Raw genomic sequence first — 22,611 nt, 5'->3', positions numbered from 1 at the left:
ACGTCTAATACAACTTATTACATACTAGGCAAGGCTGTAACAACTCATCTTTGAGCCACAGCTAAATTGGCTTGCCACTCATGCCGCAACAGGCTGTACATCTTGACATCGTGCATCGCGCCATTGATGAAGAACGCCTGCCGCATCAAGCCTTCCTGGGTAAAACCGCATTTCTGTGCGATGCGTTCGGACGCCGTGTTGAACGGATCCATCAGCAATTCCAGCCGATGGTAGGGATAGGCCATGAACAGGTAATTGACCAGCAGGCGCGTCGCTTCGGTGGTGTAGCCGCGTCCGCTGCGCTGCGGGTCGAACAGGCGGTAGCCGATTTCGCGCCCGGCCGGCGTGCGGCTTTTAAAGTGGGTGATGGTACCGATGATGTTCTGGTGCAAGTCCTCGATCAAAAACAGCTCGCTGTCTTCGCTGACCAGGCCCGTTTGCAGGAATTCGCGCCGCATCGCTTCGGGCGACTTGAACTGCATGGAAAAGAACTCTCCGCGCGAGGGCAGGTCATTGACCTTGGCGATATAGTCATTGAGGTCGGCGGCGAGCAGATGCCGGACGGTGCAAAGTGTTCCTTTGAGCATGGCTGTTTCCGGTGGCGAAGACGAACTTCATGGTAATCCAATCAAGATGTGGCAAGCAATGAAGATGCTGTCTAAAAGTTGCTGCAGTGACAGAATAAATACGCTATCGTGACAGGCTGCACCGCAATTGTTTCCCCTTCGATACTGGAACCCTATCTTTATGCATACCGTCTTGACTGGCGCGCCGCGCTCCATCCTGTCCCGCTCTATTTCCACCATCGTCTTCGGCTGCATGGTCAGCGCCAGCGCTTTTGCTGCAACGCCCGGCAATGATCCGCAAGCGCTGGCAAAAATCCGCGACACCGCCCTGCAAAGCGACTGGGCTTATACGCAGCTGAGCGACCTGACGGACCTGATCGGCCCGCGCCTGTCCGGTTCCGCCGGCGCGGCCGCGGCCGTGCAGCAAGTGGCCGACACCATGCGCAAGTTGGGCGCCACCGTCACCCTGCAGCCGGTCAAGGTACCGCACTGGGTGCGCGGCGTGGAAACGGCGGAAATCGTCGATTACGCTGGCCGCCCGCAAGGTCTCAGCCAGCGCGTGGTCTTGACGGCCCTGGGCGGTTCGGGCGCCACGCCGGCAGCTGGCCTGACGGCGCCACTGGTGATCGTCAAAAGTTTTGAGGAACTCAAGGCACGCGCGGCCGAAGTGAAGGGCGCCATTGTCCTGATCGATACGCCGTTCGACCAGGAGATGGCGGAACGTGGCCTGGCTGGCGTCAGCTATGGCCAGGGTTCGCGCTTCCGTTTCAATGGTCCGAAAGCGGCCGCTGAACTGGGCGCCGCCGCCGCGCTGGTGCGCTCGATCGGCGGGGCCAACTTCCGTATTCCGCACACGGGCGCCACGGGACTGGAAGATGGCAAGCGCATTCCGGCTGCCGCCGTCACCGTCGAAGACGCTTTGCTGATTGGCCGCCTGGCTGCGCGCGGTCCGATGAAAATGCACCTGACCCTGACGCCGCAAACCTTGCCTGACGCCGACAGCTACAATGTGATCGCCGACTGGCCTGGCACCGACAAGGCCGATGAAGTGGTGGTGGTCTCGGGCCACCTCGATTCCTGGGACCTGGCGACCGGCGCCAATGACGATGGCGCCGGTATCATGGCTGCGATGGGCGTGCTGGAAACCCTGAAAAAGCTCGATTACCATCCGCGCCGCACGATACGTGTGATCGCCTGGATGAATGAGGAAAACGGCGGCCGTGGCGGCCAGGCGTATTTTGATGCGAATAAAAATACCCTGCTCAAGCAGTATGCGGCGATCGAGATGGACAGTGGCGCCGGCCGCCCGTTCGGCATCAAGGCCAGCGTGGGCCCGAAAGCGGAAAAACTGTTCGCGCCCTTGCTGGCATCGCTGCAGCCGATCGGCGCGAATGCCTTTACGCGCCGCGATGCGCTGGAAACGGGCGACTTGCACCGCCTGGAAAAAGGTGGCGTACCGAGCTTCGAGCCGCTGGTCGACAGCCATAGCTACTTCCATTACCACCATACGCCAGCCGATACGCTGGACAAGGTCGACCCTGAAAACCTCAAGCGCAACGTGGCGCTGATGTCGTCGCTGGCCTGGTTCCTGGCCAATATCGATGGCGAAATCGGCCGCGCGCCGGCGCAGGACGAGTAAGACTGCAGCACGGGCCACCGCCTGGCCGGCGTGGCCCGCCGCCTGCGGGCAGCCTCGCCATTTTTCCAACAAACAATGATCTTACGGATATGACACAAGACGACATCGAGATCGCCATCGGTATGATCCGTTCCCACCTGGCCGCGTATCCGCACGGCGCCGACACGCTCGAAGGCGTGGCGCAGTGGTGGCTCGATGGCAGTTTTCCACCGCCGGTGATTGCCGCCGCGCTGGAACGGCTGCTGGCCGCCGGCGAGATGGAAAGGGTGATCATCGGCCAGCGCCAGTTGTGGCGGCGCGCGCAGCAGGCATAGCGCTGCACCGCCTGTGGCTGCAAGCGTGCGGGCGCTCCCTTGCCTAGATCGCGTTCAGCGGTATTTTCAAATAGCGCACGCCATTTTCTTCCGGCTCGGGCAGCTTGCCGGCGTTGATATTGACCTGGATGGCGGGCAGGATCAGGGTCGGCATGTCCAGCGTCTGGTCGCGCGCCGTGCGCATGGCCACGAATTGCGCTTCCGTAACCCCGTCGTGCAGGTGGATATTGCTGGCCCGCTGTTCGGCGACCGTCACTTCCCAGCGCGGCGGGCGGCCGTTGGGCGGATAGTCGTGGCACATGAACAGCCGCGTTTGCGGCGGCAGCGACAGCAAGCGCTGCACGGAGCGGTAGAGCAGGGTCGCCGAACCGCCGGGAAAATCGCAGCGGGCCGAGCCCACGTCGGGCATGAACAGGGTGTCGCCCACGAAGACAGCGTCGCCGATCTGATAAGCCAGGTCGGCTGGCGTATGGCCAGGCACGTGCAGTGCGCGCACTTCCAGCGGGCCGATATTGAAAACCTGATCGGGCGCAAATAATTGATCAAACTGCGAGCCGTCGGCCTGCGCGCCATCCTGGTGATAGACCTGGGCAAACGCTTGCTGCACTGTCTGGATGGCGGCACCGATGGCGACGTCGCCGCCCAGCTGCTGCTGCAGATAGGGCGCCGCCGACAGGTGGTCGGCATGTGCATGGGTTTCCAGCAGCCAGCGGCATTGCAAGCCATGTTCGCGCACGAAGGCGATCACCTTGTCGGCCGAGCTGGTCGATGTGCGGCCCGCCTTGGGATCGTAGTCGAGCACGGAATCGATGATCGCGCATTCCCCGCCATCGGCCGCATACACGACATAGGTCACGGTGGCGGTGGCAGGGTCGAAGAAAGCTTGGATTTGTGGATTCATCGTGGCGGCAGGGAGAAGCTGGGTCCGTGACAGGGATGGCCATTATATCGCCAGAGCCAGATAAGAAAATGCTAAAAATGCGCACTTGATATGCGAAAAGCAAATAAGTGGACCGCCAGCTGTCGTGCGCACCCTGATCCGCGCTGCGTGCTAATCTCGTCTGTACCAGATCAAGAGAAAGAGGAAAGCCATGTCAGACACCACAGCACGTAGCGCACAGTACCGCGGTTTTACGATTTCGGTGACACCGCAAAAGGACAATGACGACTTATGGGACTTCAGCTACCGCTTGCAGCGAGACGGACAATCGGATGCGCTGGAAGTGAGCCGCAGGCGCACCCTGGGCGGCCATACTGACCCCGAAGCGGCGTATGTGGCTGGTTTTGAAGTGGCGAAAATCGAAGTGGACAATCTGCTGCGCCCTTGAGCCTGCGTAAATTGTTTAGCTTGAAGGCACGGTCCCGTTGAAACACGTCGCGGCAGGCCGTGCTTCATGCTAGGATTTCCATAGCCAGCTAAATCAGCTAAATCAGCAAGACCAGCCAGTTCAAGTCATTCACCCGCAAGGAGGCCCCCATGAGCAACAGTTCCAAAATTCACTATAAAGGCTGGGAGATCGTTCCTTTGGCCGTGCCGACCGGTGACGGCAAATGGTCGGCCAGTTGCGACATAGAACGCGCCGGCCCCGACGGGGTGGAAGTGTTCGAAGGCTCGACCATGCAATTCGTGCGCGACGATGAAGACGAGGCCATCGCTGCTGCCTGCGACGAAGCGATCCGCCAGGTCGACAATATCATCGCCAATCCGCTGGTGCGGCTGGCCTGATACGGTTCAGTGACTCCGGGGCAGCCGGCACTTGCCGCCTGTCTACCGCCTGTCTGCCATCCTGCGCGGCCAGCACTTTGCTGGCCGCGCTGCCATCTGCGTTTCCTGTTTAATTTCAATCGACGTTTCAAGGTGTTTCAATGTTTCACGGTGAAACATTTTTGAAACGCATGACGATGGAATTGTCACATCGCCCGTGTGCACTTATCTCGCCTCTATCCCTTGTATTTGTGCGTGCTGGCGCTATTCTCCCTCTGTGACATTACTTGCGTAGTGATCGGTCAAGTGGCTGGCACGGCAATTGCACTACTATGCCACATAGCAAGTCCATGAAACATTCGACATTCCATAGGTGAACACATGAGTCTATACTCCGCAGGTGCAGCGTTCCGCAAGGCCGTCCAGGAAGAATCCCCGTTGCAAGTGGTCGGCGCCATCAACGCCAACCACGCCTTGCTGGCCAAGCGCGCCGGCTTCAAGGCCATTTATCTGTCCGGTGGCGGCGTCGCGGCCGGCTCGCTGGGCTTGCCCGACCTGGGCATTTCCAGCCTGGATGACGTGCTGACCGATATCCGCCGCATTACCGACGTATGCGACTTGCCGCTGCTGGTCGACGCCGACACGGGCTTCGGTTCGTCCGCCTTCAACGTGGCGCGCACGGTGAAATCGATGATCAAGTTCGGCGCGGCCGCCCTGCATATCGAAGACCAGGTGGGCGCCAAGCGCTGCGGTCATCGCCCGGGCAAGGAAATCGTGAGCAAGGAAGAAATGGTCGACCGTATCAAGGCCGCCGTCGATGCGCGCACCGACCCGAACTTCGTCATCATGGCGCGCACCGATGCGCTGGCCGTCGATGGCCTCGATGCCGCGCTGGAACGCGCCGTCGCCTGCGTCGAAGCGGGCGCCGACATGATCTTCCCGGAAGCGATCACCGATCTCGATATGTACGCCACCTTCGCCAAGGCTGTCAACGTGCCGATTTTGGCCAATATCACCGAATTCGGCGCCACGCCGCTGTTCACGCTGGACGAACTGCGCAGCGCCCACGTGGGCCTGGCCTTGTATCCTTTGTCGGCCTTCCGCGCCATGAACAAGGCGGCCGAAAACGTCTACACCTCGCTGCGCCGCGACGGCACGCAAAAGAACGTGCTCGATACCATGCAGACGCGCATGGAGCTGTATGAGTCGATCAATTACCACGAATTCGAGCAAAAGCTGGACGCATTATTCGCTGCGCAGAAAAAGTAATCATTACTATATTTTGGAGAAGACTATGACCGCACCACAAGCCGCCACTTTCAAGCCTAAAAAATCCGTCGCCCTGTCCGGCGTCACCGCCGGTAACACGGCCCTGTGCTCGGTAGGCAAGACCGGCAACGATTTGCATTACCGCGGCTACGATATCCTGGACGTGGCCGACAGCTGCGAGTTCGAAGAAATCGCCTACCTGCTGGTGCATGGCAAGCTGCCGACCGCCGCTGAACTGAAAGGCTACAAAGCCAAGCTGAAATCCTTGCGCGGCTTGCCGTCGGCCGTCAAACAGGCGCTGGAAGCCTTGCCGGCTGGCGCCCATCCGATGGACGTGATGCGCACCGGCGTGTCGGTTTTGGGCTGCACCCTGCCTGAAAAGGACGACCATAATGCACCGGGTGCGCGCGATATCGCCGACCGCCTGATGGCGTCGTTCGGCTCCATGCTGCTGTACTGGTACCACTACAGCCATAACGGCAAGCGCATCGAAGTAGAAACGGACGACGACTCGATCGGCGGCCATTTCCTGCACCTGCTGCATGGTGTAAAGCCGTCGGCATCGTGGGAAAAAGCCATGCACACGTCCTTGATCCTGTACGCGGAACACGAATTCAATGCCTCCACCTTTACCAGCCGCGTAATCGCCGGCACGGGTTCTGACATTCATTCGGCCATCACGGGCGCTATCGGCGCCTTGCGCGGTCCGAAACACGGCGGCGCAAACGAAGTGGCGCTGGATATTCAAAAACGCTATGACAACGCTGACGAAGCAGAAGCGGACATCCGCGAGCGCGTCGCCAACAAGGAAGTGGTGATCGGTTTCGGCCACCCTGTGTACACGATCTCCGATCCGCGCAATAAAGTCATCAAGGAAGTGGCGCGCAATCTGTCGCTGGAAGCTGGTTCCACCAAGATGTTCGACATCGCCGAGCGCCTGGAATCGGTGATGTGGGAAATCAAGAATATGTTCCCGAACCTGGACTGGTTCTCGGCCGTTTCGTACCACATGATGGGCGTGCCGACGGCGATGTTTACGCCGCTGTTCGTCATTTCGCGCACTTCGGGCTGGGCCGCCCACATCATCGAGCAGCGCATCGACAACAAGATCATCCGCCCGAGCGCCAATTATGTCGGTCCTGAAGACCTGGCATTCGTACCGATCAAAGACCGCAAATAATGGGCATCAACATCATGAACACCTTGCACCGCAAACCTTTGCCGGGCACCCAGCTAGACTACTTCGACACGCGTGCCGCGGTCGATGCCATCCAGCCAGGCGCCTACGCCACCTTGCCCTACACCTCGCGCGTGCTGGCTGAAAACCTGGTGCGCCGCTGCGATCCTGCGACCTTGAACGCCTCGCTGAGCCAGTTCATCGAACGCCGCCGCGACCTCGATTTCCCATGGTTCCCGGCCCGCGTGGTCTGCCACGACATCCTGGGCCAGACGGCCCTGGTCGACCTTGCCGGCTTGCGCGACGCTATTGCAGCCCAGGGCGGTGATCCGGCCCTGGTCAATCCCGTCGTGCCGACGCAGCTGGTGGTCGACCATTCGCTGGCCGTCGAATGCGGCGGTTTCGACCCCGACGCCTTTGCCAAGAACCGCGCTATCGAAGACCGCCGCAACGAAGACCGCTTCGACTTCATCGACTGGACCAAGAAAGCGTTTAAAAACGTTGACGTGATCCCGCCGGGGAACGGCATCCTGCACCAGATCAATCTTGAGCGCATGTCGCCCGTGATTCAGGTGCAAAATGGCGTGGCTTATCCAGACACTTTGGTTGGCACCGATTCGCATACGCCGATGGTCGATGCGCTGGGCGTGATCGCCATCGGCGTGGGCGGCCTGGAAGCGGAAAGCGTGATGCTGGGCCGCGCCTCGTGGATGCGTTTGCCCGACATTATTGGCGTCAAGCTGACCGGTAAGCCGCAGCCTGGCATTACGGCGACCGACACGGTGCTGGCGCTGACGGAATTTTTGCGCAAGCAGAAAGTCGTCTCGTCCTACCTGGAATTCTTTGGCGAGGGCGCTTCGCACCTGACCCTGGGCGACCGCGCGACGATTTCCAATATGGCGCCGGAATTTGGCGCCACGGCCGCCATGTTTTACATCGACGAGCAAACCATCAAGTATCTGAAACTGACGGGCCGCGATGATGAACTGGTAAAACTGGTCGAACTGTATGCGAAAGAAACAGGCTTGTGGGCCGACAGCCTGAAAGACGCCGAGTACGAGCGCGTCTTGAGCTTCGACCTGTCATCCGTGGTGCGCAATATCGCCGGCCCGTCGAACCCGCACAACCGCGTGCCGACCTCGGAACTGGCCGCGCGCGGCATTTCGGGTGTGGTGGAAAACGAGCCGGGCAAGATGCCGGACGGCGCCGTCATCATCGCCGCCATTACCAGCTGCACCAACACGAACAATCCGCGCAATATGATCGCGGCCGGCCTGATCGCCCGCAACGCAAACCGCCTGGGTTTGACGCGCAAACCGTGGGTGAAATCATCCCTGGCGCCAGGCTCGAAAACGGTGGAACTGTATCTGCAGGAAGCTGGTCTGATGCCGGAGCTCGAAACACTGGGCTTTGGCGTCGTCGCTTTCGCCTGCACTTCGTGCAACGGCATGTCGGGCGCGCTCGACCCGGTGATCCAGGACGAAGTGGTGTCGCGCGACCTGTACGCTACGGCGGTCTTGTCGGGCAACCGCAACTTCGATGGCCGCATCCACCCGTATGCGAAGCAGGCTTTCCTCGCCTCGCCGCCGCTGGTGGTCGCGTATGCGATCGCGGGCACCATCCGCTTCGATATCGAAAAAGACATGCTGGGCCACGACCCTTACGGCAAGCCTATCCTGCTCAAGGATATCTGGCCGTCCGACGAAGAAATCGACGCCATCGTTGCGTCCAGCGTCAAGCCGGAGCAGTACCGCAAGGTGTATATCCCCATGTTCGCCGCGCAGCAGGACGATGGTATCAAGGTCAGCCCGCTGTACGACTGGCGCCCGCAAACGACCTATATCCGCCGGCCGCCATACTGGGAAGGCGCGCTGGCTGGCGCGCGCCCCTTGAAAGGCATGCGTCCTTTGGCTGTCCTGGGCGACAATATCACCACCGACCATCTGTCGCCTTCGAACGCGATTATGCTCGATAGCGCAGCCGGTGAATACCTGGCCAAAATGGGTTTGCCCGAGGAGGACTTCAATTCCTACGCCACCCACCGTGGCGACCATTTGACGGCGCAGCGCGCCACTTTCGCCAATCCGACCCTGAAAAATGAAATGGTGATCGAAGACGGCAAGGTGAAAGCGGGTTCGCTGACGCGTATCGAGCCGGAAGGCAAAATCTCGCGCATGTGGGAAGCCATCGAGGTCTATATGGAGCGCAAGCAGCCCCTGATCATCATCGCTGGCGCTGACTACGGTCAGGGTTCTTCACGCGATTGGGCGGCCAAGGGCGTGCGCCTGGCTGGCGTGGAAGCGATCGTGGCCGAAGGGTTCGAGCGTATCCACCGCACCAACCTGGTGGGCATGGGTGTCTTGCCACTCGAGTTTTTGCCGGGTGTGAACCGCAAGACCCTGGACCTGGATGGTAGTGAAACCTACGACGTGTTGGGCGAGCGCACACCGCGCTCCACCCTGACGCTGGTCATCCATCGCAAGAACGGCGAGACAGTCGAAGTGCCCGTCACCTGCCGCCTGGATACGGCGGAAGAAGTGTCGATCTACGAGGCCGGTGGCGTCTTGCAGCGCTTCGCTCAAGATTTCCTTGAGTCGGCCAAGGCAGCGTAAACCAGGGGTCAGATCCGCCGGGTCTGACCCCAGCTTTCTGCTGCGGGGATGCTACCGTCCTCGCAGTGCAGGCAAAGAACCTCTGCGGAACCTAACATGACCCACCAACCCCAAATCAAAATTCCCGCCACCTATATGCGTGGCGGCACCAGCAAGGGCGTCTTCTTTCGTCTGCAGGATTTGCCGGCCAGTGCGCAAGTGCCCGGTGCGGCGCGCGATGCACTGCTGCTGCGCGTGATCGGCAGTCCCGACCCGTATGGCAAGCAGATCGACGGCATGGGCGCCGCCACCTCCAGCACCAGCAAGACGGTGATCCTGTCCAAAAGCAGCCGGCCTGGCCACGATGTCGATTACCTGTTCGGCCAGGTCTCAATTGACAAGCCCTTTGTCGACTGGAGCGGCAATTGCGGCAACCTGTCGGCGGCCGTCGGCTCGTTTGCGATCAGCGGTGGCCTGGTAGCGCCCGAGCGCATTCCGCACAATGGCGTGGCCACGGTACGCGTCTGGCAAGCCAATATCGGCAAGACCATCATTGCCCACGTGCCCATCACGAATGGCGAAGTGCAGGAAACGGGTGACTTTGAACTCGATGGCGTGACCTTTCCGGCCGCCGAAGTCAAACTGGAATTTCTTGACCCAGCTGCTGAAGAAGAGGGCGCAGGTGGCTCCATGTTCCCGACCGGGAATCTGGTCGATCAGCTGGAAGTGCCCGGCATAGGCACTTTGAAAGTCACGATGATCAATGCCGGCATTCCCACCATCTTTGTCGATGCCGATGCCATAGGCTATACGGGTACGGAGCTGCAGGACGCCATCAATGGCGACCCGCAGGCGCTGGCCCGTTTTGAAACCATACGCGCGCACGGCGCTCTGCGCATGGGCTTGATCACCAATCTGGAACAGGCAGCCACGCGCCAGCATACGCCGAAGGTGGCTTTCGTCGCCAGGCCGGCCAGTTATGTGTCGTCCAGCGGCAAGCCGGTAGCGGCGGGCGATATCGACTTGCTGGTGCGCGCCATGTCGATGGGTAAGCTGCACCACGCCATGATGGGTACTGCGGCAGTGGCCATCGGCACGGCAGCTGCCATCCCTGGCACGCTGGTGAATCTGGCCGCGGGCGGCGGTGAGCGCAATAGTGTGCGCTTCGGCCATCCGTCCGGCACCTTGATGGTGGGCGCGGAAGCGGCACAGGTCGATGGAAACTGGAGCGTGACGAAAGCCATCATGAGCCGCAGCGCGCGCGTGCTGATGGAAGGTATGGTGCGCATACCAGGAGACGTCTTGTAGAGCAGACGAGTAAGTACTTTAGCGGAGTTTATCGAACGATGAACTCCGTTTTTATATGCGTTCGCTTTCCTTGCGCACGACCCGGCCAACGATCAGACACTCATTGCCACGGCACATCTTGCGGTGGTATTTGCGCTGGTCGGGATTGTCCGAGGTCAGCCACCACTCACCGATATCGCGCGCCAGTCGCTTGACCACGGGTTCGCCTTCATAGTTGACGGCAAACACAACGCCATCGACAGGCCGGTTGTCGGCCGTGTTGATGATCACCACATCGTCTTCGTACAGGGCCGGTTCCATGCTCTCGCCCTTGACCTTGATGGCTACCAGTTTGTCCGGGTGGTAGCCATTGCGTTCGACCCAGCCGCGCGGCACGCTGATGGTGCTGCCGTCATGCGTTTCCGGCTCGATTGCAAAACCCGTGATGCCGGCCGACAGGCGCAATTTCACCTTGCGGATGGCGTAAAACCGTTCGTCTTCCTCATCCGTTCCGCCAGCCACCACCACCGCTTGTCCACCGGCCAGCGCACGCGCCGCCAGGGTTTCCTGGTCGGGCGCGGCGCCCTGGTCGAAGTACATGCTGGCTAGCTGCAGGTCTGCCTCCAGCTTGCGGGCGATCTTTTCGCTGAAGGCGCGTCCGTCGCGATAAGTGGGCGAGAGGATTTGCGAAATGCGTGCCTCGCTCCAGCCGCTGGCGTCGGAAATTTTCTTGCGCGTGTTGTCGTAGCGTTCCCCGATCAGCATCAGGAGGCGATCGCGTCTGTATTGATACATATTCATCTCCATATTAGACCTTAAATTTACCGTTTGATAAATTACCAAATGCTTGACTTTAACATTAGCGATTGATAAAGTCTACTTGTTGCCTGCCGCAAATTCGCACAACAGCGTCTTACGCCGGGCAAGTACAAGGGGGAGGTCTAGCATGTTGATTACGAGTAACAGTCAGGGAGCGCGGGGGCGGGCGGCGCCGCAGGGGCCACGTGAATTGAAGGGGCGCAGCAAGAAATCGCAGCTGCATATCGCCCGCATCGTGCAATACATCGCCGAACACGGCCAGGCCAGCGCCGCCCAGCTGGCCAGTTTATTGGGATTGGACGCGGGCACCATGAGCCGCTACCTGCGCCATATGTGCGGCAGCGGCATGATCCATCTGGCGCAGCGCCATTGCACCGAACCTGGGCGCCAGCGGCCCGCATTGTATGGGCCGGGCGCGCTCGACGACGAAGGCGACGGCTGGGCTGAACTGCCACCCCAGGTGCGCCACACATCAAGCTGGACACACGGTGCAGCAGGTCGTGATCCGCTGGTGGAAGCGCTGTTCGGGCCGGCGCGCAAGCACAACCGGCAGTAACAGAATAAAGAATCAACGAGGAGAAATCATGGGGTTTGCTGAACACTACATCGCATCGCTGTCATCGCAGAATCTGCGCGGCGATGCCCACCACCACAGCCTGGACGTGATCGCGGCCGCGGCGCTGGCTGGCGACATGGGCGCCTTGCTGTGCCGCGTGAAATATGCGGATGGCAGCATCAGCCGTCTGTTCGAAGGCAATGCCGCCAACCTGGCGCAGCTGCTGCGCACCTGGACCGCAGCCGTCAGCGAAAAAGGCCGTGCGCGGCGCTGGGTCAAGGCCAATACGGCCTGGGATGCTCAGGCAGCCAACACCCTGTACCGCCGCGTGGCCGAAGCCTCGCTGGCGCACTGGCTGGACAGCAAATGCAAGGCTTGCCGTGGCACCGGCGTCGAAGCAACTGGCGTGCACGGCATTTGCAAGGCTTGTAGTGGCAGCGGCGAGGCAGTTATCAGCTGCTCCGGCGGTTTTGAACTGGAGCGCATCAAGGATATGGTCAGCGAACTGGAAAGTATTTTCCAGTCCCACGGCGCCCGCGCCATGCGCCGGCTGGGACGCTGAAAAAGTTTTTGCAATATGCCGTGACAGGAAAAAAACAGTCCCATAATGGAGCCTCGATAACGCAATAACTTAAACACAGCAGCACATTCGCAACGCAACACCACATGCTTCTCCACTCGTAATAGACGTGCTTCCGGCGCGACACCGATAAGAGAACCTGATTCAGCAAATAGTCCCACAGGGTTTTCGCACGCCCTGGAACCAGACACCAGCCCGCCACCTCACCGTGCGCGGGCTTTTTCTTTTCTCCTTCACTTTTGCAGTTCCACCCCAAGACCGCCCCGGCGGTCTTTTTTTCATCCCATGAAAGGCACTACCTATGGCATCGACAGCAAACGGCATTGACAGCTTGATCGTTATCAGCAAACAGGCAGCAGAAGGCAGCAAAGCCGCTGCCGGCGGCGGCCAGATTTACCCCCGCGTCACGGCCACCTTCGACACCGAAGCAGACAAATATGCGAGCGCTGAAATCGACGCCAGCCAGCAGCAGGGCGATACCCGCCTGGGCAATTTCCGTACCTCGGGCGCGATCAAGGCCGAAGCGGCTTGCGGCACCTACGCACCGCTGATGGCTGCGCTGCTGCGCCGCGACTTCACGGCGGGCGGCGTCACCGCCGCGCAAACTACCATCGCCGCTGGTGCTACCGGCCTGACCCGCAGCGCCGGCTCCTGGCTGGCCGACGGCTTCCGCGCCGGCAGCGTGGTGCGCATCAGCGGCATGACAGCGCCGGCTACCGTCAACAACGCGAAAAACTTTTTTGTGACTTCCGTGACGGCCACCAACCTGAATGGCCAGTTCATGGACGGTTCGGCCATCGTGGTCAAGGCGGCTGGCGATTCGGTCGGCGTGGCTGCCGTCGGCAAGCGCAGCTTCACTCCACTGAAAGGCCACACCACCGACTGGTTCACGGTCGAAGTGCAGGACCCGGGCGTCGGCGTGCACCGCAGCTTCGTCGACCAGCTGGTCAGCAAGATGGATATTGCGGTGCAACCAAACGGCATCACCAGCGTGGACTTCACCCTGATGGGCAAGGCGGAAGGCCCGACCACGGCCGTACCGTACTTCCCCACGCCAGTGGCCGCGCCGGGCGCCGGCAAGTTCTCGGGTGCCACGTCTCTGCTGTCGGTCAACGGCATTCCATCGCAGATTTGCACCGGCATGTCGGTGTCGCTGGACGGCCAGGTCAAGGTCGATCCGGTGATCGGCTCCAAGTACGCCACGGCCGCCTCGCGTGGCAAGGTGCTGGGCTCGGGCCAATTCACGGTGCTGCTGCAGGACGCCACCTATCTCGACTACTTCAAGTCCGAGACGGAGATCCCGCTGGCCTACGCCATGGCGTCGGGCACTGCAGCTAACGCCGACGTGCTGGCGCTGGCCATGGGCCGTATCAAGGTCACCTCGGCCAAGATCGACGACGGCGAGAAAAACAAGATCGTCACCTGCGCCTTCGACGTCCTGCGCTACCAGGGTGCCGATGCGCAGCACGAAGCGACCACCCTGACCATCCAGGACAGCGCACTGTAAGCGGCTGACGCTTGGCTCCATGGCCGCCCGCGTGGCGGCCTTTTTATTTTCACTTCATCAGAAAGCATCACACCACATGAACAACGCACAAAAAATCCAGGCAGGCTTCGACATCGGCAACATCAATGCGGTGGCCGCTCCTGTCACCTTCGACGTACCCGTCATTTTCGACGCCGACGGCGAAGCGGTTGCCGGCCTGACCATCGTCGGAAAGAACAGCGAGCAGTATCGCGTGGCGAACAACGCCGTGCGTGCCGAAGGCTACAAGAAATCGGCACGCCGCAAGACGGCCATCGATGCCTCGACCGACGAAGGCGCCGAGCTGCTGGTGCAAGCCATCGACGGCAACCAGAAACGTCTGGCGCTGGCCGTGGTGACGGGTTGGTACGGTTTTACCAGCAATGGCGCACCGGTGCCGCTCGATGCTGCGCTGCTGGAAGCGGCGTTTGAAAAATACCCGACCTGGCAGGAAAAAGTCACCAACGCGCTGGAAAACGAGTCGAATTTTTTGAAACTCTGACGGCCAGCCTGCTGCGCTACGCGGGCCATCAGTTCGAGCGCGGCGCGCGCGCGGCCGACGGCCATGCCAAGGGTGAGCATATCGATGCCGCCCGGCGCCATCCGCTATACCGCCCGCCGCCCGAAGAGGCGGCGCCATCACTGCCGTTCGAACTGGTCCACGTGTGGGAGTGGTTTGCCCAGCTCAATGGCAAGCGCCAGAACGGCATGGCCGTCAACCCTATCGCGAGTACTGAGATTCTCGCCTGGCAGGCGCGCCACGGCATCGCCATCGAGCCTTTCGAGCACCAGTTGCTGGATCGGCTCGATGCACTGTTTTTGTCGCACCAGCATGCCAAAGCCTAGCGCACGCCGCCAGCGTCCATGCTGGCACTTTCCAACCAGGCCGCCATGCGCGGCTTTTTTATGGGCCAACCATGCCAGAGATAACAGAATTAAAACTTAGCCTCGACTTGAGCAAGGGAGTCGATGCGGTACAAGTGCTGAAAGCACTGAGCGAAGCCAGTCTGGTTGCCGCCGAGGGCCTCAAGGCAGCCAATTCGGAGGCGGAATCGTCGGCACTGCTGCTGCGCGCCCAGGCAGAGCAGGCGCGCGATGCGACTGCTGCCGCAAAGGCGCTGGGGACATTCAATGCAAACGAGGCGAAGTCGATGGCCGACGCCTTCAAGCTGGTCAGCGGCCTGGGCAATGCTTACACGCGGCTCGCGGCCCTGCGCGCCGCCGGCGCTCCCGCTGCAGCCGGTGCGGGAGCAAAGTATGGCGCTTTCGTATCGGAAGAGCAGAGCGATGCCAATCTTGAGACGGCGGGTAAGGCGGCAGCAGACGCCAAGGCCAAGGAAAAAGCCGCCCCGGCAGCGCCCAAGCGCAAGTACAGCGAAGCGGAATGGAAGGAGGCGGCCGAGTTTGCCGTCGTATTTGGCAAGAAGCTTGAGCAGGCATTCGGCAATGTCGGCAGCACGATCGGTAAGGTGACTACCGCCTTGCTGGGCTTTCGCAAGGCGCAGGATGATATCAATTTCACTTTTGCCAAGGACATGGTTGATGCAAAGGATGATCCGGATGCCAAGAAGAAAGCAGAAGATAAAAGGCATATGTCGACGGTCAAGCAGTATCACGACATGGCAACAGCCGCAAAAGGATTTTTCACCGCGCATTCCACCGGCTATGAGCTGATGGAAAAGGTGGAAAGGGGATTTCGTGCATACGAATTTGCCATGAATGCCAAGTCCCTGTTTGAAAAGCTGACGAATATTACTTTGGTGACGGCGGCGAAAACAGCAGCGACAACAACAGAGGTTGCCGGTGCGGTCGCATCGGTCGGGCCTGTCACTGCCGCGGAAACGGCCAAGTCCAGCGCCTATGGCGTGTCAGCCCTGGCATCGGCCTTGACGGCCCCATTCCCTGCCAATATAGGTGCGTTTGCGATGGTGGCCGGCATGCTGCTGGCCATCGGGGTCGCTGTTTCCGGTGGCGGTGGTGGCGCCGATACCACCGCCAAGGATCGCCAGGCTGCAACCGGCACCGGCACGGTGCTGGGCGACTCGAATGCCAAGAGCAATTCGATCGCGAACTCGCTGGAAATCATGGAGAAAAATTCCGGCCTGGGCCTGGCCTACTCCGCGTCGATGGCCAATTCGCTGCGCCAGGTGGTGGCAGGCATTGGTGGCTTGGGCGGATTGTTGGTGCGTAATTCTGGCGTAACCGGCGCCACGGCTCCCGATAGCAAGGGAGGTGCGGCGACATTTGGCTCTTCGGCGCTGGTTGTTGCAGTCGCAGGTGGCGTCATCGGTCTGGCAATCGATAAGCTGACGGGCGGCTTGATTGGGAAAATCACGGGCGGCGTGCTGGGCTCCATCTTTGGCGGCAAAACCACCACGACCGATACCGGTCTGATATTGAACAAGGCGACGCTGGGAGGTATTGAAACCGGCGGTGTATTGGCCAGTCAATACACGGATACCAAAACATCGGGCGGCTGGTTTTCCGGCGATAAGAGACTCACGGCCTTGAACGGTCTGGACCGCGAGGCGAATGACCAGTTCACCAAAGTCATACTTGGCCTGTCCGAGACCGTTGGCGCTGCGGCCGGCATGCTGGGTTTAGGCGGCGATGCATTCAATGCGCGGCTGAAGACCTTCGTGGTCGACCTGGGCAAGATCTCGCTGAAAGACCTGAAAGGCGACGAAATCCAGAAAGCGCTGGAAGCCGCATTCTCCAAGCTGGGCGATGATATGGCCAAGTTTGGCGTGGGCGGCCTGGAGACGTACCAGAAGGTGGGCGAAGGCTACCTGGAAACGCTGGCCCGGGTTGCCAATAACTATATGCAGGTGACGGATGTGCTGGCAGTGCTGGGCAAGTCGTTCAATGCGACTGGCCTGGGCGCGGTGAAATTGAGCGAGCACCTGATTGACGTCGCTGGCGGTGTCGACAAGCTGACCAGCGGTACCGGCTTTTTCGTGCAGAACTTCCTTACCGAAGCCGAACGCATGGCGCCGATTACCAAGTCGGTCCACGACGCCATGGGCAAGTTGAACCTGGCTGGCGTGACGACGATGGATGGCTTCAAGGCTGCTGTCCTGTCAGCCGCCGATGGCGTGGCGACGGGCCGGGAAGGCGCGGCGGAGCTGTACGCATCGTTACTGGCGCTGGCCGAACCGTTCAAGATGGCTGCCGATTATGCAGCGGATCTGGCTGCCGCCACGGGCGATCTGGCTGTAGTCAGTAAAACCGCCAGTGAAATCGCCAGCGAACACAAGGACCTGCAGCAGCAATTGAACGAACTGACAAAGAGTTCTGCCGAGCTGCTGGCTAGCCAGCGTGCGGGTATTGCCGACGTCAACAAGTCCTTGTTCGACCAGGTGCAGGCTGCCAAGGCGGTCACCAATGCCAAGGATGCGCTGTCCAAGGCTTATGAAACTGAATCGGCAGCGGCCAAGTCGGCGCTGGAAAAATCCAAATCCTGGGTGGCGACCCTGAATGGCTTGAATTCCAGCATGGTGCTGGGTGCCCAGTCCACGCTGACACCGGAGCAAAAGTACGCCGAAGCGCGCGCGCAGTTCGAGAAGACGCTGGCTGCGGCCAATGCCGGCGACACCACGGCGCAATCGGGCTTGTCTGCCGCCGAGCAGGCTTTCCTGACGGCGTCGCAAGTGGTCAATGCATCGGACGCCAGGTACGCGGCCGATTATGCCCGCGTGATGGCGGCCAACAGCGAGGCGTTGAAATGGGCTTCGGCGCAAGTCGACGTGCAGCAGGCCAGCCTCGATGCGCTCAATGCCCAGGTGTCCGGTCTGATCACCGTCAACGACAGTGTGCTGACGGTGGCCCAGGCCATCGCCAACTTGCAGGCAGCGATGGGTGGTGCGTCCGGTCTGGGTGTGCAGTTCAGTCATCCACCTGCCGGTTCGGCGCTGGCTGCCTTGGCCGGTCCTGCCACGCCAGTGGTGTTCGACGCAGGTCGCTACTCGGCGGCGGTCAACCTGGGTTCCGACGCCCTGGTGGCCGAGATTCGCGGCCTGCGCCAGGACAACCAGGCCATGCGTGAAGAGCTGGAAGGCTTGCGTGCCGATCAGCGGGCGCAGACGGGCGCCACCATCCAGGCCACGATCGAATCGAATACCAATGCCGCGCGCATGGTGGTCGACGGTGTCGACCAATCGGCCAGGGCTTCGGCCTGGGCCAATACAGTGAAAGGAGAGTACGCATGAACGATGAACAATGGATCTCATGGCTGCAAAGTTCATCGGCCATCCGCATGGTGCTGATCGAGGCGCAGGTGAACGTGGCCGGCAGCGAGCTAACGCGCTATATCGCTTCGCGGCCGTATGTCACCGGTGCGCAGGAAGTACCGGCCAATACCGAGTACCTGCCGCTGGCCACCGGCGGCCTGGCCTTCACCGAGCAGGTCAGCCTGACGGGCGAGGCGGGCCTGTCGGGCGGCGATATCGAACTCGATAACGCCGATGGCGCGCTCGATGGCTGGCTGGACGATGTCTGGATGAACCGGGCTATCCGCGTATGGGTGGGCGATCCGGCCTGGCCGCGCACCGATTTTCAGCTGGTTTTCGATGGCGTGATTGCCGACGTGGCCAGCCCGGGCCGCGAGTCGGTCAACCTGGTATTGCGCGACAAGCTTCAGCGCCTGAACACGCCGATCAGCGAAGCAAAGCTGGGGGGCGCGACGCAAAACAAGGACGCGATCCTGCCGGTTCCGTTTGGCGAATGCCATAACGTGGCGCCGCTGCTGACCAACCCCGCCACGCTGGAATATGGTTTTCTGGGCGCGGTGGAATCTATTTTCGAGGTGCGCACCAATGGCAAGCCGATTGCTGTGGCTTTGAATGAGCAGGCGGGCCGCTTCAATCTGACCACCGATCCGTTTTCCACCACGATCACGGCCAGCGTGCAGGGCGATAAAGGGAGTGGCTATGCACCGCGTATCGCACCGCTGGTGCGGCGCATTGCCACCGCTTACGGCAAGGCCGAGGACCGCTTTACGGAAGCGGACCTCGATCTGGCCAACCTGGCAGCCTTCGACGCCGCCCACCCGCAACCGGTGGGCCTGTATGTAGCCGACCGCACGAACCAGGCGCAAGCGATCCAGCAACTGGCGGCCAGCGTGGGCGCCCAGGCGCTGATGTCGCGCACTGGCAAGCTGCGCCTGGTGCAGATTGCGCTGCCGGCCCCCGGCGTGCCGGTGGAGATCGGCCCCGAGCAGATGAAGGAGCGGTCGCTGCATCCCGGTGCGCGCCTGCCGGTGGTGGCCGCCGTGAAGATCGCCTTCGACCGCAACTGGACCGTGCAAGCCGGCCTGACGACCAGCATTCCGCCGGCGCATGCGGACTTGTACGCCACCGAGTGGTTGACCGAAACAGTGGCTGACGAGGCGGTGCGTGCGCGTCACCGCTTGAACGTGGACCCGGTGCAGATTGAAACCTGCCTCAAGACGCGTGCCGACGCCAGGGCGGAAGCGGCGCGGCGCCTGGCCTTGAACCAGGTGCCGCGCACGATTTATGAATTCGATGGAGAGCCCGAGATGATGATGCTGGAACTGGGGCAGCCCGTGTGGCTGCGCAATGAACGCTTCGGCCTGCAGGATGGCGTGCCCGGCGTAGTGGTGCTGCTGTCACGCTTCTGGCTGACGGGCCGCGTGACGGTGGGGGTGCTGGTATGAGCGCGATTATTGGAGAGCGTGATACGCTCATCATGAATACGGTGCCGCGCTATGCGGCCCCCATCGACCGTGCGCTACTGCTGACAGCCAGCGCCACGATGTTTGAAGTGTCGGCGGCAGGTGTGCCCACGCCATCGGCCATTACCTTGTCGGCGCTGATGCTGGGCGCGGTAGGCGAGATCAGCTTTTCCAGCGAGCCACCCGTGCCACTGACGGTAGCCAATGGGAGCGCCGTGCTCAAATTCGAAGACATGAGCAGCAGTATCGTGACGGTATTGGCTTCCACGGTGATCGATGGTCTGACCTATTACGCCCGCCAGACGCTTGCCAAGCAGCAGATGCTGGACCTGCGCCCGCCACCTGCGCCGGCCGGGCTGGCCGCCACCGGCCATCCTGCGACGATTTCCCTGACCTGGGCCGCGCCTCCTGTCAACTACAACAACCTGTCACACACCGAGGTGTGGCGTGCGACGGTGAATGATTTCAGCAAAGCGGCGCTGGTCGGGCGTGCTGACGGTCGTGAGTTTACGGACCCGGTAGGAGCGGGCGTGTTTCGCTACTACTGGATACGCTACATTTCGCGTGCATCGATTCCGGGTCCCTACAACAACAGCAGTGGCACTGTTGGCGCATCCAATTCCGAGGTTGAGCACTTGCTGGGCGTGCTGACAGAGAAGCTGACCGAGGATCAGCTAGCTTCAAGCTTGAGCAGCAAAATTGATCTGATTGAAAAATTGGAGGAAACGTACGGAGATACTGCCTCGGCGGCGGCATCTGCCGCTGCTGCCGCGCTATCCGAAGCTGCCGCGGATAAGGCTGTGGGCCGGGCAGGACAGTATGAGGTGAGTTCTGCCAGTTCAGCAGCGAAGGCGGAAACGGAGGCGGCGCGCGCGAGCTCATTCTCCGGGGAGTCTGCCCAATCCGCCACGAACGCCAAGGGTTCGGCGGCCGCAGCGGAAAATTCCGCCATCGTAGCGGCGCAGTCAGCAAATACCGCAGGCCAAAGTGCTCAGTCTGCTGTAATTAGCAGCCAAAACGCATCGAGCGCAGCCAACAACGCCAAGGGCAGCGCCGAAGCATCGGCGCAGTTCCTGCAGCAGGCGCAGGCCATCTTGACAGACCCGATTACAGGCCTGGTGGATAAATATGCGGCCGTTAAGGTGCAGGCGGATGCTACGGCGGATTCGGTGAAAGGGGTGGTGGCAAAGTACGGCGTGCAGGTGGATGCGGACGGCGTATCCGGCGGCTTCGAGGTGATAGGTGGCGGGCGCCAGGTGAGCTTTGGCGTACGCGCCACTACGTTTTCTATCGCGGCGCCGCTCGGCAGCAGCATCCCATCGGCGATTCCCTTCATTGTCCGTGCGACCGAAACCGTGATCGGGGGCGTCACCATACCCATCGGCGTATATATATCCGATGCGTTTATCCAGAATGCCTCGATCACCAATGCCAAAATTGGCGGGGATATTTGGTCCAGCAATTACGCGGCCGGGGTCAGTGGCTGGTACCTGCAGCGCACTGGTGATTTTTATGCCAACAATGTGCGGCTACGTGGCAGTGTTGCTGGCGGCGGGTACGACAGCTATCAGTGGCCGTCTGTGGGGCAGAGTGGATTTTACCTGGGGCCAGAAGGGCTGCGATTGGGTAATTACGGAACAGGGAAATATGTCCAAATGAATGCCAATGGCGATATTTATACGCCGCAATTCCAAAGCGCAGGGGGCAAGGCGACGTTCTACGGGGAGCTTTCCGGCGCTACTGGCACGTTCCAACTGGTGCGCAGCCCCTCGCGGTCTGGCCCGGCTGGCAACTCGGGCGCCGGAGCAGGATATGACCTAATTGGCGCGGGGCTGTATTTTTACGATGGCCAAAATGCGCTTCCCTACATTGAACTGGGAGATTATCTGTGACCGACCGTGGCCTGATAATCCGGCATGGCGGGGTGGTGGTGTTCAACTCGCGGCGCGCCGCCGGCGGCGTTTGCCTAGGCATGTTTCGCGTGCCTGGCGCTCAGACCGTGTTGTCGTTCCCGCACATGCCGCGCGGCCGCACGCCCATCGTCGTGTACAGCGATGGCTCCATGCACAGCAACTGGCTGTATGACGAAGTCATGGGCTACCCGCGATTTGTTTTTCCAGCCGTGGCGATGTCGGCCAGCGCAAACTACACTGTGGGGGTCTACCTGAAATGAGCCGAGGTTTCATTCTCCGCAACCAGCACGGCGAGCTGGTGGTGCACCGCGATTCCCTGGGCACGCAATGTATCGGCCGGGCAGCGTTTACCCAGCTGGTGCAGCCCTCGTCTACCTTGGGCGGCTCGCGCGTAGCTGGCTATTCCTCCTACCGCTTCGCTTCGGATCGGCCTATCCTATGGGCGTTCGATCTGCCGGTGGGGCGCCGAGTCGGCGTGGTCAGTACTGGTTACGCCAATGGCATTAACACGATCGGCGTCTACTGCGGTGCCAACCCAGATGTGCAGGGATTCGATCAGCAATTCGCCGTAGACGTGTGGGCATTTTCCACTCTGGCTCCCGATACCGTCGGCGCAGGGGGAGGCCTACGCCTGCGCAATAGCAGCGGTGTTTTGTCGCACGATTTTTCGGTGCCCAACATCACGCTGCCACTTGCTGCCGGCGACTTAACCACTCCGGCGCAGTTGCCGGCGATCGTTCGCCCCGTGGCCATCGGCAGCAGCCCGTTTTACGACGTTCAGTACGAAAGCGACGAGGTGAATTATTTCAAAACCGACCGGCGCCAATTCCTGCTGCGCGCGCCCGACAACAGCGTCGCGTATTCGCCGGGACTTATTTACCGCTCCGGGGCGATGCACGGTAACCCGCCGCAGGGATCAACGCTCACCGACCCATCACCGTATTTTGTGGTCGATGGCCAATTTCTTCCATAGAGGCG

22 protein-coding genes are annotated in these 22,611 nt (G+C 61.0%); 18 read left to right on the top strand and 4 right to left on the bottom strand.

The genetic code is table 11. The annotated features are described in order from the left end of the window. Positions 1-44 precede the first annotated feature (44 nt). Positions 45-587: a GNAT family N-acetyltransferase gene (locus tag HDE75_RS12750; protein WP_183677307.1), complete on the bottom strand. Its 543-nt coding sequence runs from the start codon at positions 585-587 to the stop codon at positions 45-47. Between the two features lie 160 nt (positions 588-747). Here HDE75_RS12750 and HDE75_RS12745 point away from each other — a divergent pair, with 160 nt between their 5' ends. Together HDE75_RS12745 and HDE75_RS12740 are read left to right on the top strand one after the other, a co-directional pair. Beyond that, positions 748-2,205: a M20/M25/M40 family metallo-hydrolase gene (locus tag HDE75_RS12745; protein ID WP_183677308.1), complete on the top strand. Its 1,458-nt coding sequence runs from the start codon at positions 748-750 to the stop codon at positions 2,203-2,205. Between the two features lie 89 nt (positions 2,206-2,294). Beyond that, complete coding sequence (locus HDE75_RS12740; RefSeq protein WP_183677309.1) at positions 2,295-2,519, top strand: hypothetical protein; 225 nt, start codon at positions 2,295-2,297, stop codon at positions 2,517-2,519. A gap of 43 nt (positions 2,520-2,562) precedes the next feature. Here the strand turns inward: HDE75_RS12740 and HDE75_RS12735 are convergent, their stop codons facing one another. Beyond that, the gene (locus HDE75_RS12735; RefSeq protein WP_183677310.1) at positions 2,563-3,420 is read right to left on the bottom strand and encodes an MBL fold metallo-hydrolase; all 858 of its coding nucleotides are present in this window, start codon (positions 3,418-3,420) and stop codon (positions 2,563-2,565) included. Positions 3,421-3,610: 190 nt separating this feature from the next. Here HDE75_RS12735 and HDE75_RS12730 point away from each other — a divergent pair, with 190 nt between their 5' ends. From HDE75_RS12730 to prpF, 6 genes are all read left to right on the top strand, one after another. Further along, the gene (locus HDE75_RS12730; protein ID WP_183677311.1) at positions 3,611-3,847 is read left to right on the top strand and encodes a hypothetical protein; all 237 of its coding nucleotides are present in this window, start codon (positions 3,611-3,613) and stop codon (positions 3,845-3,847) included. A gap of 149 nt (positions 3,848-3,996) precedes the next feature. Then, positions 3,997-4,245 (top strand): hypothetical protein, encoded by a 249-nt coding sequence (locus tag HDE75_RS12725; RefSeq protein ID WP_183677312.1) that lies wholly within the window; start codon positions 3,997-3,999, stop codon positions 4,243-4,245. Positions 4,246-4,605: 360 nt separating this feature from the next. Then, complete coding sequence (gene prpB / locus HDE75_RS12720; protein ID WP_183677313.1) at positions 4,606-5,493, top strand: methylisocitrate lyase; 888 nt, start codon at positions 4,606-4,608, stop codon at positions 5,491-5,493. Between the two features lie 25 nt (positions 5,494-5,518). Then, complete coding sequence (prpC, locus tag HDE75_RS12715) at positions 5,519-6,673, top strand: bifunctional 2-methylcitrate synthase/citrate synthase (RefSeq protein WP_183677314.1); 1,155 nt, start codon at positions 5,519-5,521, stop codon at positions 6,671-6,673. A gap of 14 nt (positions 6,674-6,687) precedes the next feature. Further along, on the top strand, positions 6,688-9,282 hold the full coding sequence (acnD, locus tag HDE75_RS12710) for a Fe/S-dependent 2-methylisocitrate dehydratase AcnD (protein ID WP_183677315.1): 2,595 nt from the start codon (positions 6,688-6,690) through the stop codon (positions 9,280-9,282). A 96-nt stretch (positions 9,283-9,378) separates the two neighbouring features. After that, entirely contained in the window at positions 9,379-10,569 is a 1,191-nt protein-coding gene (gene prpF / locus HDE75_RS12705; protein WP_183677316.1) for a 2-methylaconitate cis-trans isomerase PrpF, read from the top strand. A gap of 51 nt (positions 10,570-10,620) precedes the next feature. Here the strand turns inward: prpF and HDE75_RS12700 are convergent, their stop codons facing one another. Beyond that, entirely contained in the window at positions 10,621-11,343 is a 723-nt protein-coding gene (locus tag HDE75_RS12700) for a S24 family peptidase (protein WP_183677317.1), read from the bottom strand. A 151-nt stretch (positions 11,344-11,494) separates the two neighbouring features. Between HDE75_RS12700 and HDE75_RS12695 the strand changes: the two genes are divergently transcribed. The 7 genes from HDE75_RS12695 to HDE75_RS12665 all read left to right on the top strand — a co-directional run bounded on the left by HDE75_RS12695 (position 11,495) and on the right by HDE75_RS12665 (position 19,702). Next, complete coding sequence (locus HDE75_RS12695) at positions 11,495-11,923, top strand: MarR family transcriptional regulator (protein WP_183677318.1); 429 nt, start codon at positions 11,495-11,497, stop codon at positions 11,921-11,923. 28 nt (positions 11,924-11,951) lie between these two features. Further along, the gene (locus tag HDE75_RS12690) at positions 11,952-12,485 is read left to right on the top strand and encodes a hypothetical protein (RefSeq protein WP_183677319.1); all 534 of its coding nucleotides are present in this window, start codon (positions 11,952-11,954) and stop codon (positions 12,483-12,485) included. Between the two features lie 319 nt (positions 12,486-12,804). Beyond that, positions 12,805-14,010, top strand: a complete 1,206-nt coding sequence (locus tag HDE75_RS12685; RefSeq protein WP_183677320.1) for a phage tail tube protein — start codon at positions 12,805-12,807, stop codon at positions 14,008-14,010. A 76-nt stretch (positions 14,011-14,086) separates the two neighbouring features. Continuing rightward, on the top strand, positions 14,087-14,530 hold the full coding sequence (locus HDE75_RS12680) for a hypothetical protein (protein WP_183677321.1): 444 nt from the start codon (positions 14,087-14,089) through the stop codon (positions 14,528-14,530). Beyond that, complete coding sequence (locus tag HDE75_RS27070) at positions 14,464-14,874, top strand: phage tail assembly chaperone (protein WP_465052546.1); 411 nt, start codon at positions 14,464-14,466, stop codon at positions 14,872-14,874. Before HDE75_RS12680 ends, HDE75_RS27070 begins: the two co-directional genes overlap by 67 nt. Before the next feature lie 71 nt (positions 14,875-14,945). Beyond that, positions 14,946-18,236: a hypothetical protein gene (locus HDE75_RS12670; RefSeq protein WP_183677323.1), complete on the top strand. Its 3,291-nt coding sequence runs from the start codon at positions 14,946-14,948 to the stop codon at positions 18,234-18,236. Next, on the top strand, positions 18,233-19,702 hold the full coding sequence (locus HDE75_RS12665; protein ID WP_183677324.1) for a hypothetical protein: 1,470 nt from the start codon (positions 18,233-18,235) through the stop codon (positions 19,700-19,702). The genes HDE75_RS12670 and HDE75_RS12665 overlap by 4 nt, the downstream gene beginning before the upstream one ends. A gap of 49 nt (positions 19,703-19,751) precedes the next feature. On the opposite strand, the gene HDE75_RS12660 is transcribed toward HDE75_RS12665, so the two are convergent. Then, positions 19,752-19,955 (bottom strand): hypothetical protein, encoded by a 204-nt coding sequence (locus HDE75_RS12660; protein ID WP_183677325.1) that lies wholly within the window; start codon positions 19,953-19,955, stop codon positions 19,752-19,754. On the opposite strand from HDE75_RS12660, the gene HDE75_RS12655 reads away from it, so the two are divergent. From HDE75_RS12655 to HDE75_RS12645, 3 genes are read left to right on the top strand one after another with little or no spacing between them, the layout of a single operon-like run. Continuing rightward, on the top strand, positions 19,936-21,612 hold the full coding sequence (locus HDE75_RS12655) for a phage tail tip fiber protein (protein ID WP_183677326.1): 1,677 nt from the start codon (positions 19,936-19,938) through the stop codon (positions 21,610-21,612). The two genes, HDE75_RS12660 and HDE75_RS12655, sit on opposite strands and share 20 nt — an antisense overlap. Beyond that, on the top strand, positions 21,609-21,893 hold the full coding sequence (locus tag HDE75_RS12650) for a hypothetical protein (protein WP_183677327.1): 285 nt from the start codon (positions 21,609-21,611) through the stop codon (positions 21,891-21,893). The genes HDE75_RS12655 and HDE75_RS12650 overlap by 4 nt, the downstream gene beginning before the upstream one ends. Next, positions 21,890-22,606 carry a hypothetical protein gene (locus tag HDE75_RS12645; protein ID WP_183677328.1) on the top strand — a complete coding sequence of 239 codons (717 nt, stop codon included), beginning with the start codon at positions 21,890-21,892 and terminating at the stop codon, positions 22,604-22,606. The genes HDE75_RS12650 and HDE75_RS12645 overlap by 4 nt, the downstream gene beginning before the upstream one ends. Positions 22,607-22,611 lie beyond the last annotated feature (5 nt).

It is taken from the genome of Janthinobacterium silvisoli (genome assembly GCF_014200725.1).
Classification (GTDB): Bacteria; Pseudomonadota; Gammaproteobacteria; order Burkholderiales; family Burkholderiaceae_D; genus Janthinobacterium.
This window is presented reverse-complemented; position numbering and strand designations above follow the sequence as displayed.

Coding starts and splice junctions, on each gene's coding strand:
- HDE75_RS12750 (WP_183677307.1), bottom strand. CDS start 587: ATGCTCAAAGGAACACTTTGCACCGTCCGGCATCTGCTCGCCGCCGAC.
- HDE75_RS12745 (WP_183677308.1), top strand. CDS start 748: ATGCATACCGTCTTGACTGGCGCGCCGCGCTCCATCCTGTCCCGCTCT.
- HDE75_RS12665 (WP_183677324.1), top strand. CDS start 18,233: ATGAACGATGAACAATGGATCTCATGGCTGCAAAGTTCATCGGCCATC.
- prpC (WP_183677314.1), top strand. CDS start 5,519: ATGACCGCACCACAAGCCGCCACTTTCAAGCCTAAAAAATCCGTCGCC.
- HDE75_RS12735 (WP_183677310.1), bottom strand. CDS start 3,420: ATGAATCCACAAATCCAAGCTTTCTTCGACCCTGCCACCGCCACCGTG.
- prpF (WP_183677316.1), top strand. CDS start 9,379: ATGACCCACCAACCCCAAATCAAAATTCCCGCCACCTATATGCGTGGC.
- HDE75_RS12670 (WP_183677323.1), top strand. CDS start 14,946: ATGCCAGAGATAACAGAATTAAAACTTAGCCTCGACTTGAGCAAGGGA.
- HDE75_RS12645 (WP_183677328.1), top strand. CDS start 21,890: ATGAGCCGAGGTTTCATTCTCCGCAACCAGCACGGCGAGCTGGTGGTG.
- HDE75_RS12730 (WP_183677311.1), top strand. CDS start 3,611: ATGTCAGACACCACAGCACGTAGCGCACAGTACCGCGGTTTTACGATT.
- HDE75_RS12695 (WP_183677318.1), top strand. CDS start 11,495: ATGTTGATTACGAGTAACAGTCAGGGAGCGCGGGGGCGGGCGGCGCCG.
- HDE75_RS12660 (WP_183677325.1), bottom strand. CDS start 19,955: ATGTCTTCGAATTTGAGCACGGCGCTCCCATTGGCTACCGTCAGTGGC.
- HDE75_RS12740 (WP_183677309.1), top strand. CDS start 2,295: ATGACACAAGACGACATCGAGATCGCCATCGGTATGATCCGTTCCCAC.
- HDE75_RS12700 (WP_183677317.1), bottom strand. CDS start 11,343: ATGTATCAATACAGACGCGATCGCCTCCTGATGCTGATCGGGGAACGC.
- HDE75_RS12680 (WP_183677321.1), top strand. CDS start 14,087: ATGAACAACGCACAAAAAATCCAGGCAGGCTTCGACATCGGCAACATC.
- acnD (WP_183677315.1), top strand. CDS start 6,688: ATGAACACCTTGCACCGCAAACCTTTGCCGGGCACCCAGCTAGACTAC.
- HDE75_RS12725 (WP_183677312.1), top strand. CDS start 3,997: ATGAGCAACAGTTCCAAAATTCACTATAAAGGCTGGGAGATCGTTCCT.
- HDE75_RS12690 (WP_183677319.1), top strand. CDS start 11,952: ATGGGGTTTGCTGAACACTACATCGCATCGCTGTCATCGCAGAATCTG.
- prpB (WP_183677313.1), top strand. CDS start 4,606: ATGAGTCTATACTCCGCAGGTGCAGCGTTCCGCAAGGCCGTCCAGGAA.
- HDE75_RS12685 (WP_183677320.1), top strand. CDS start 12,805: ATGGCATCGACAGCAAACGGCATTGACAGCTTGATCGTTATCAGCAAA.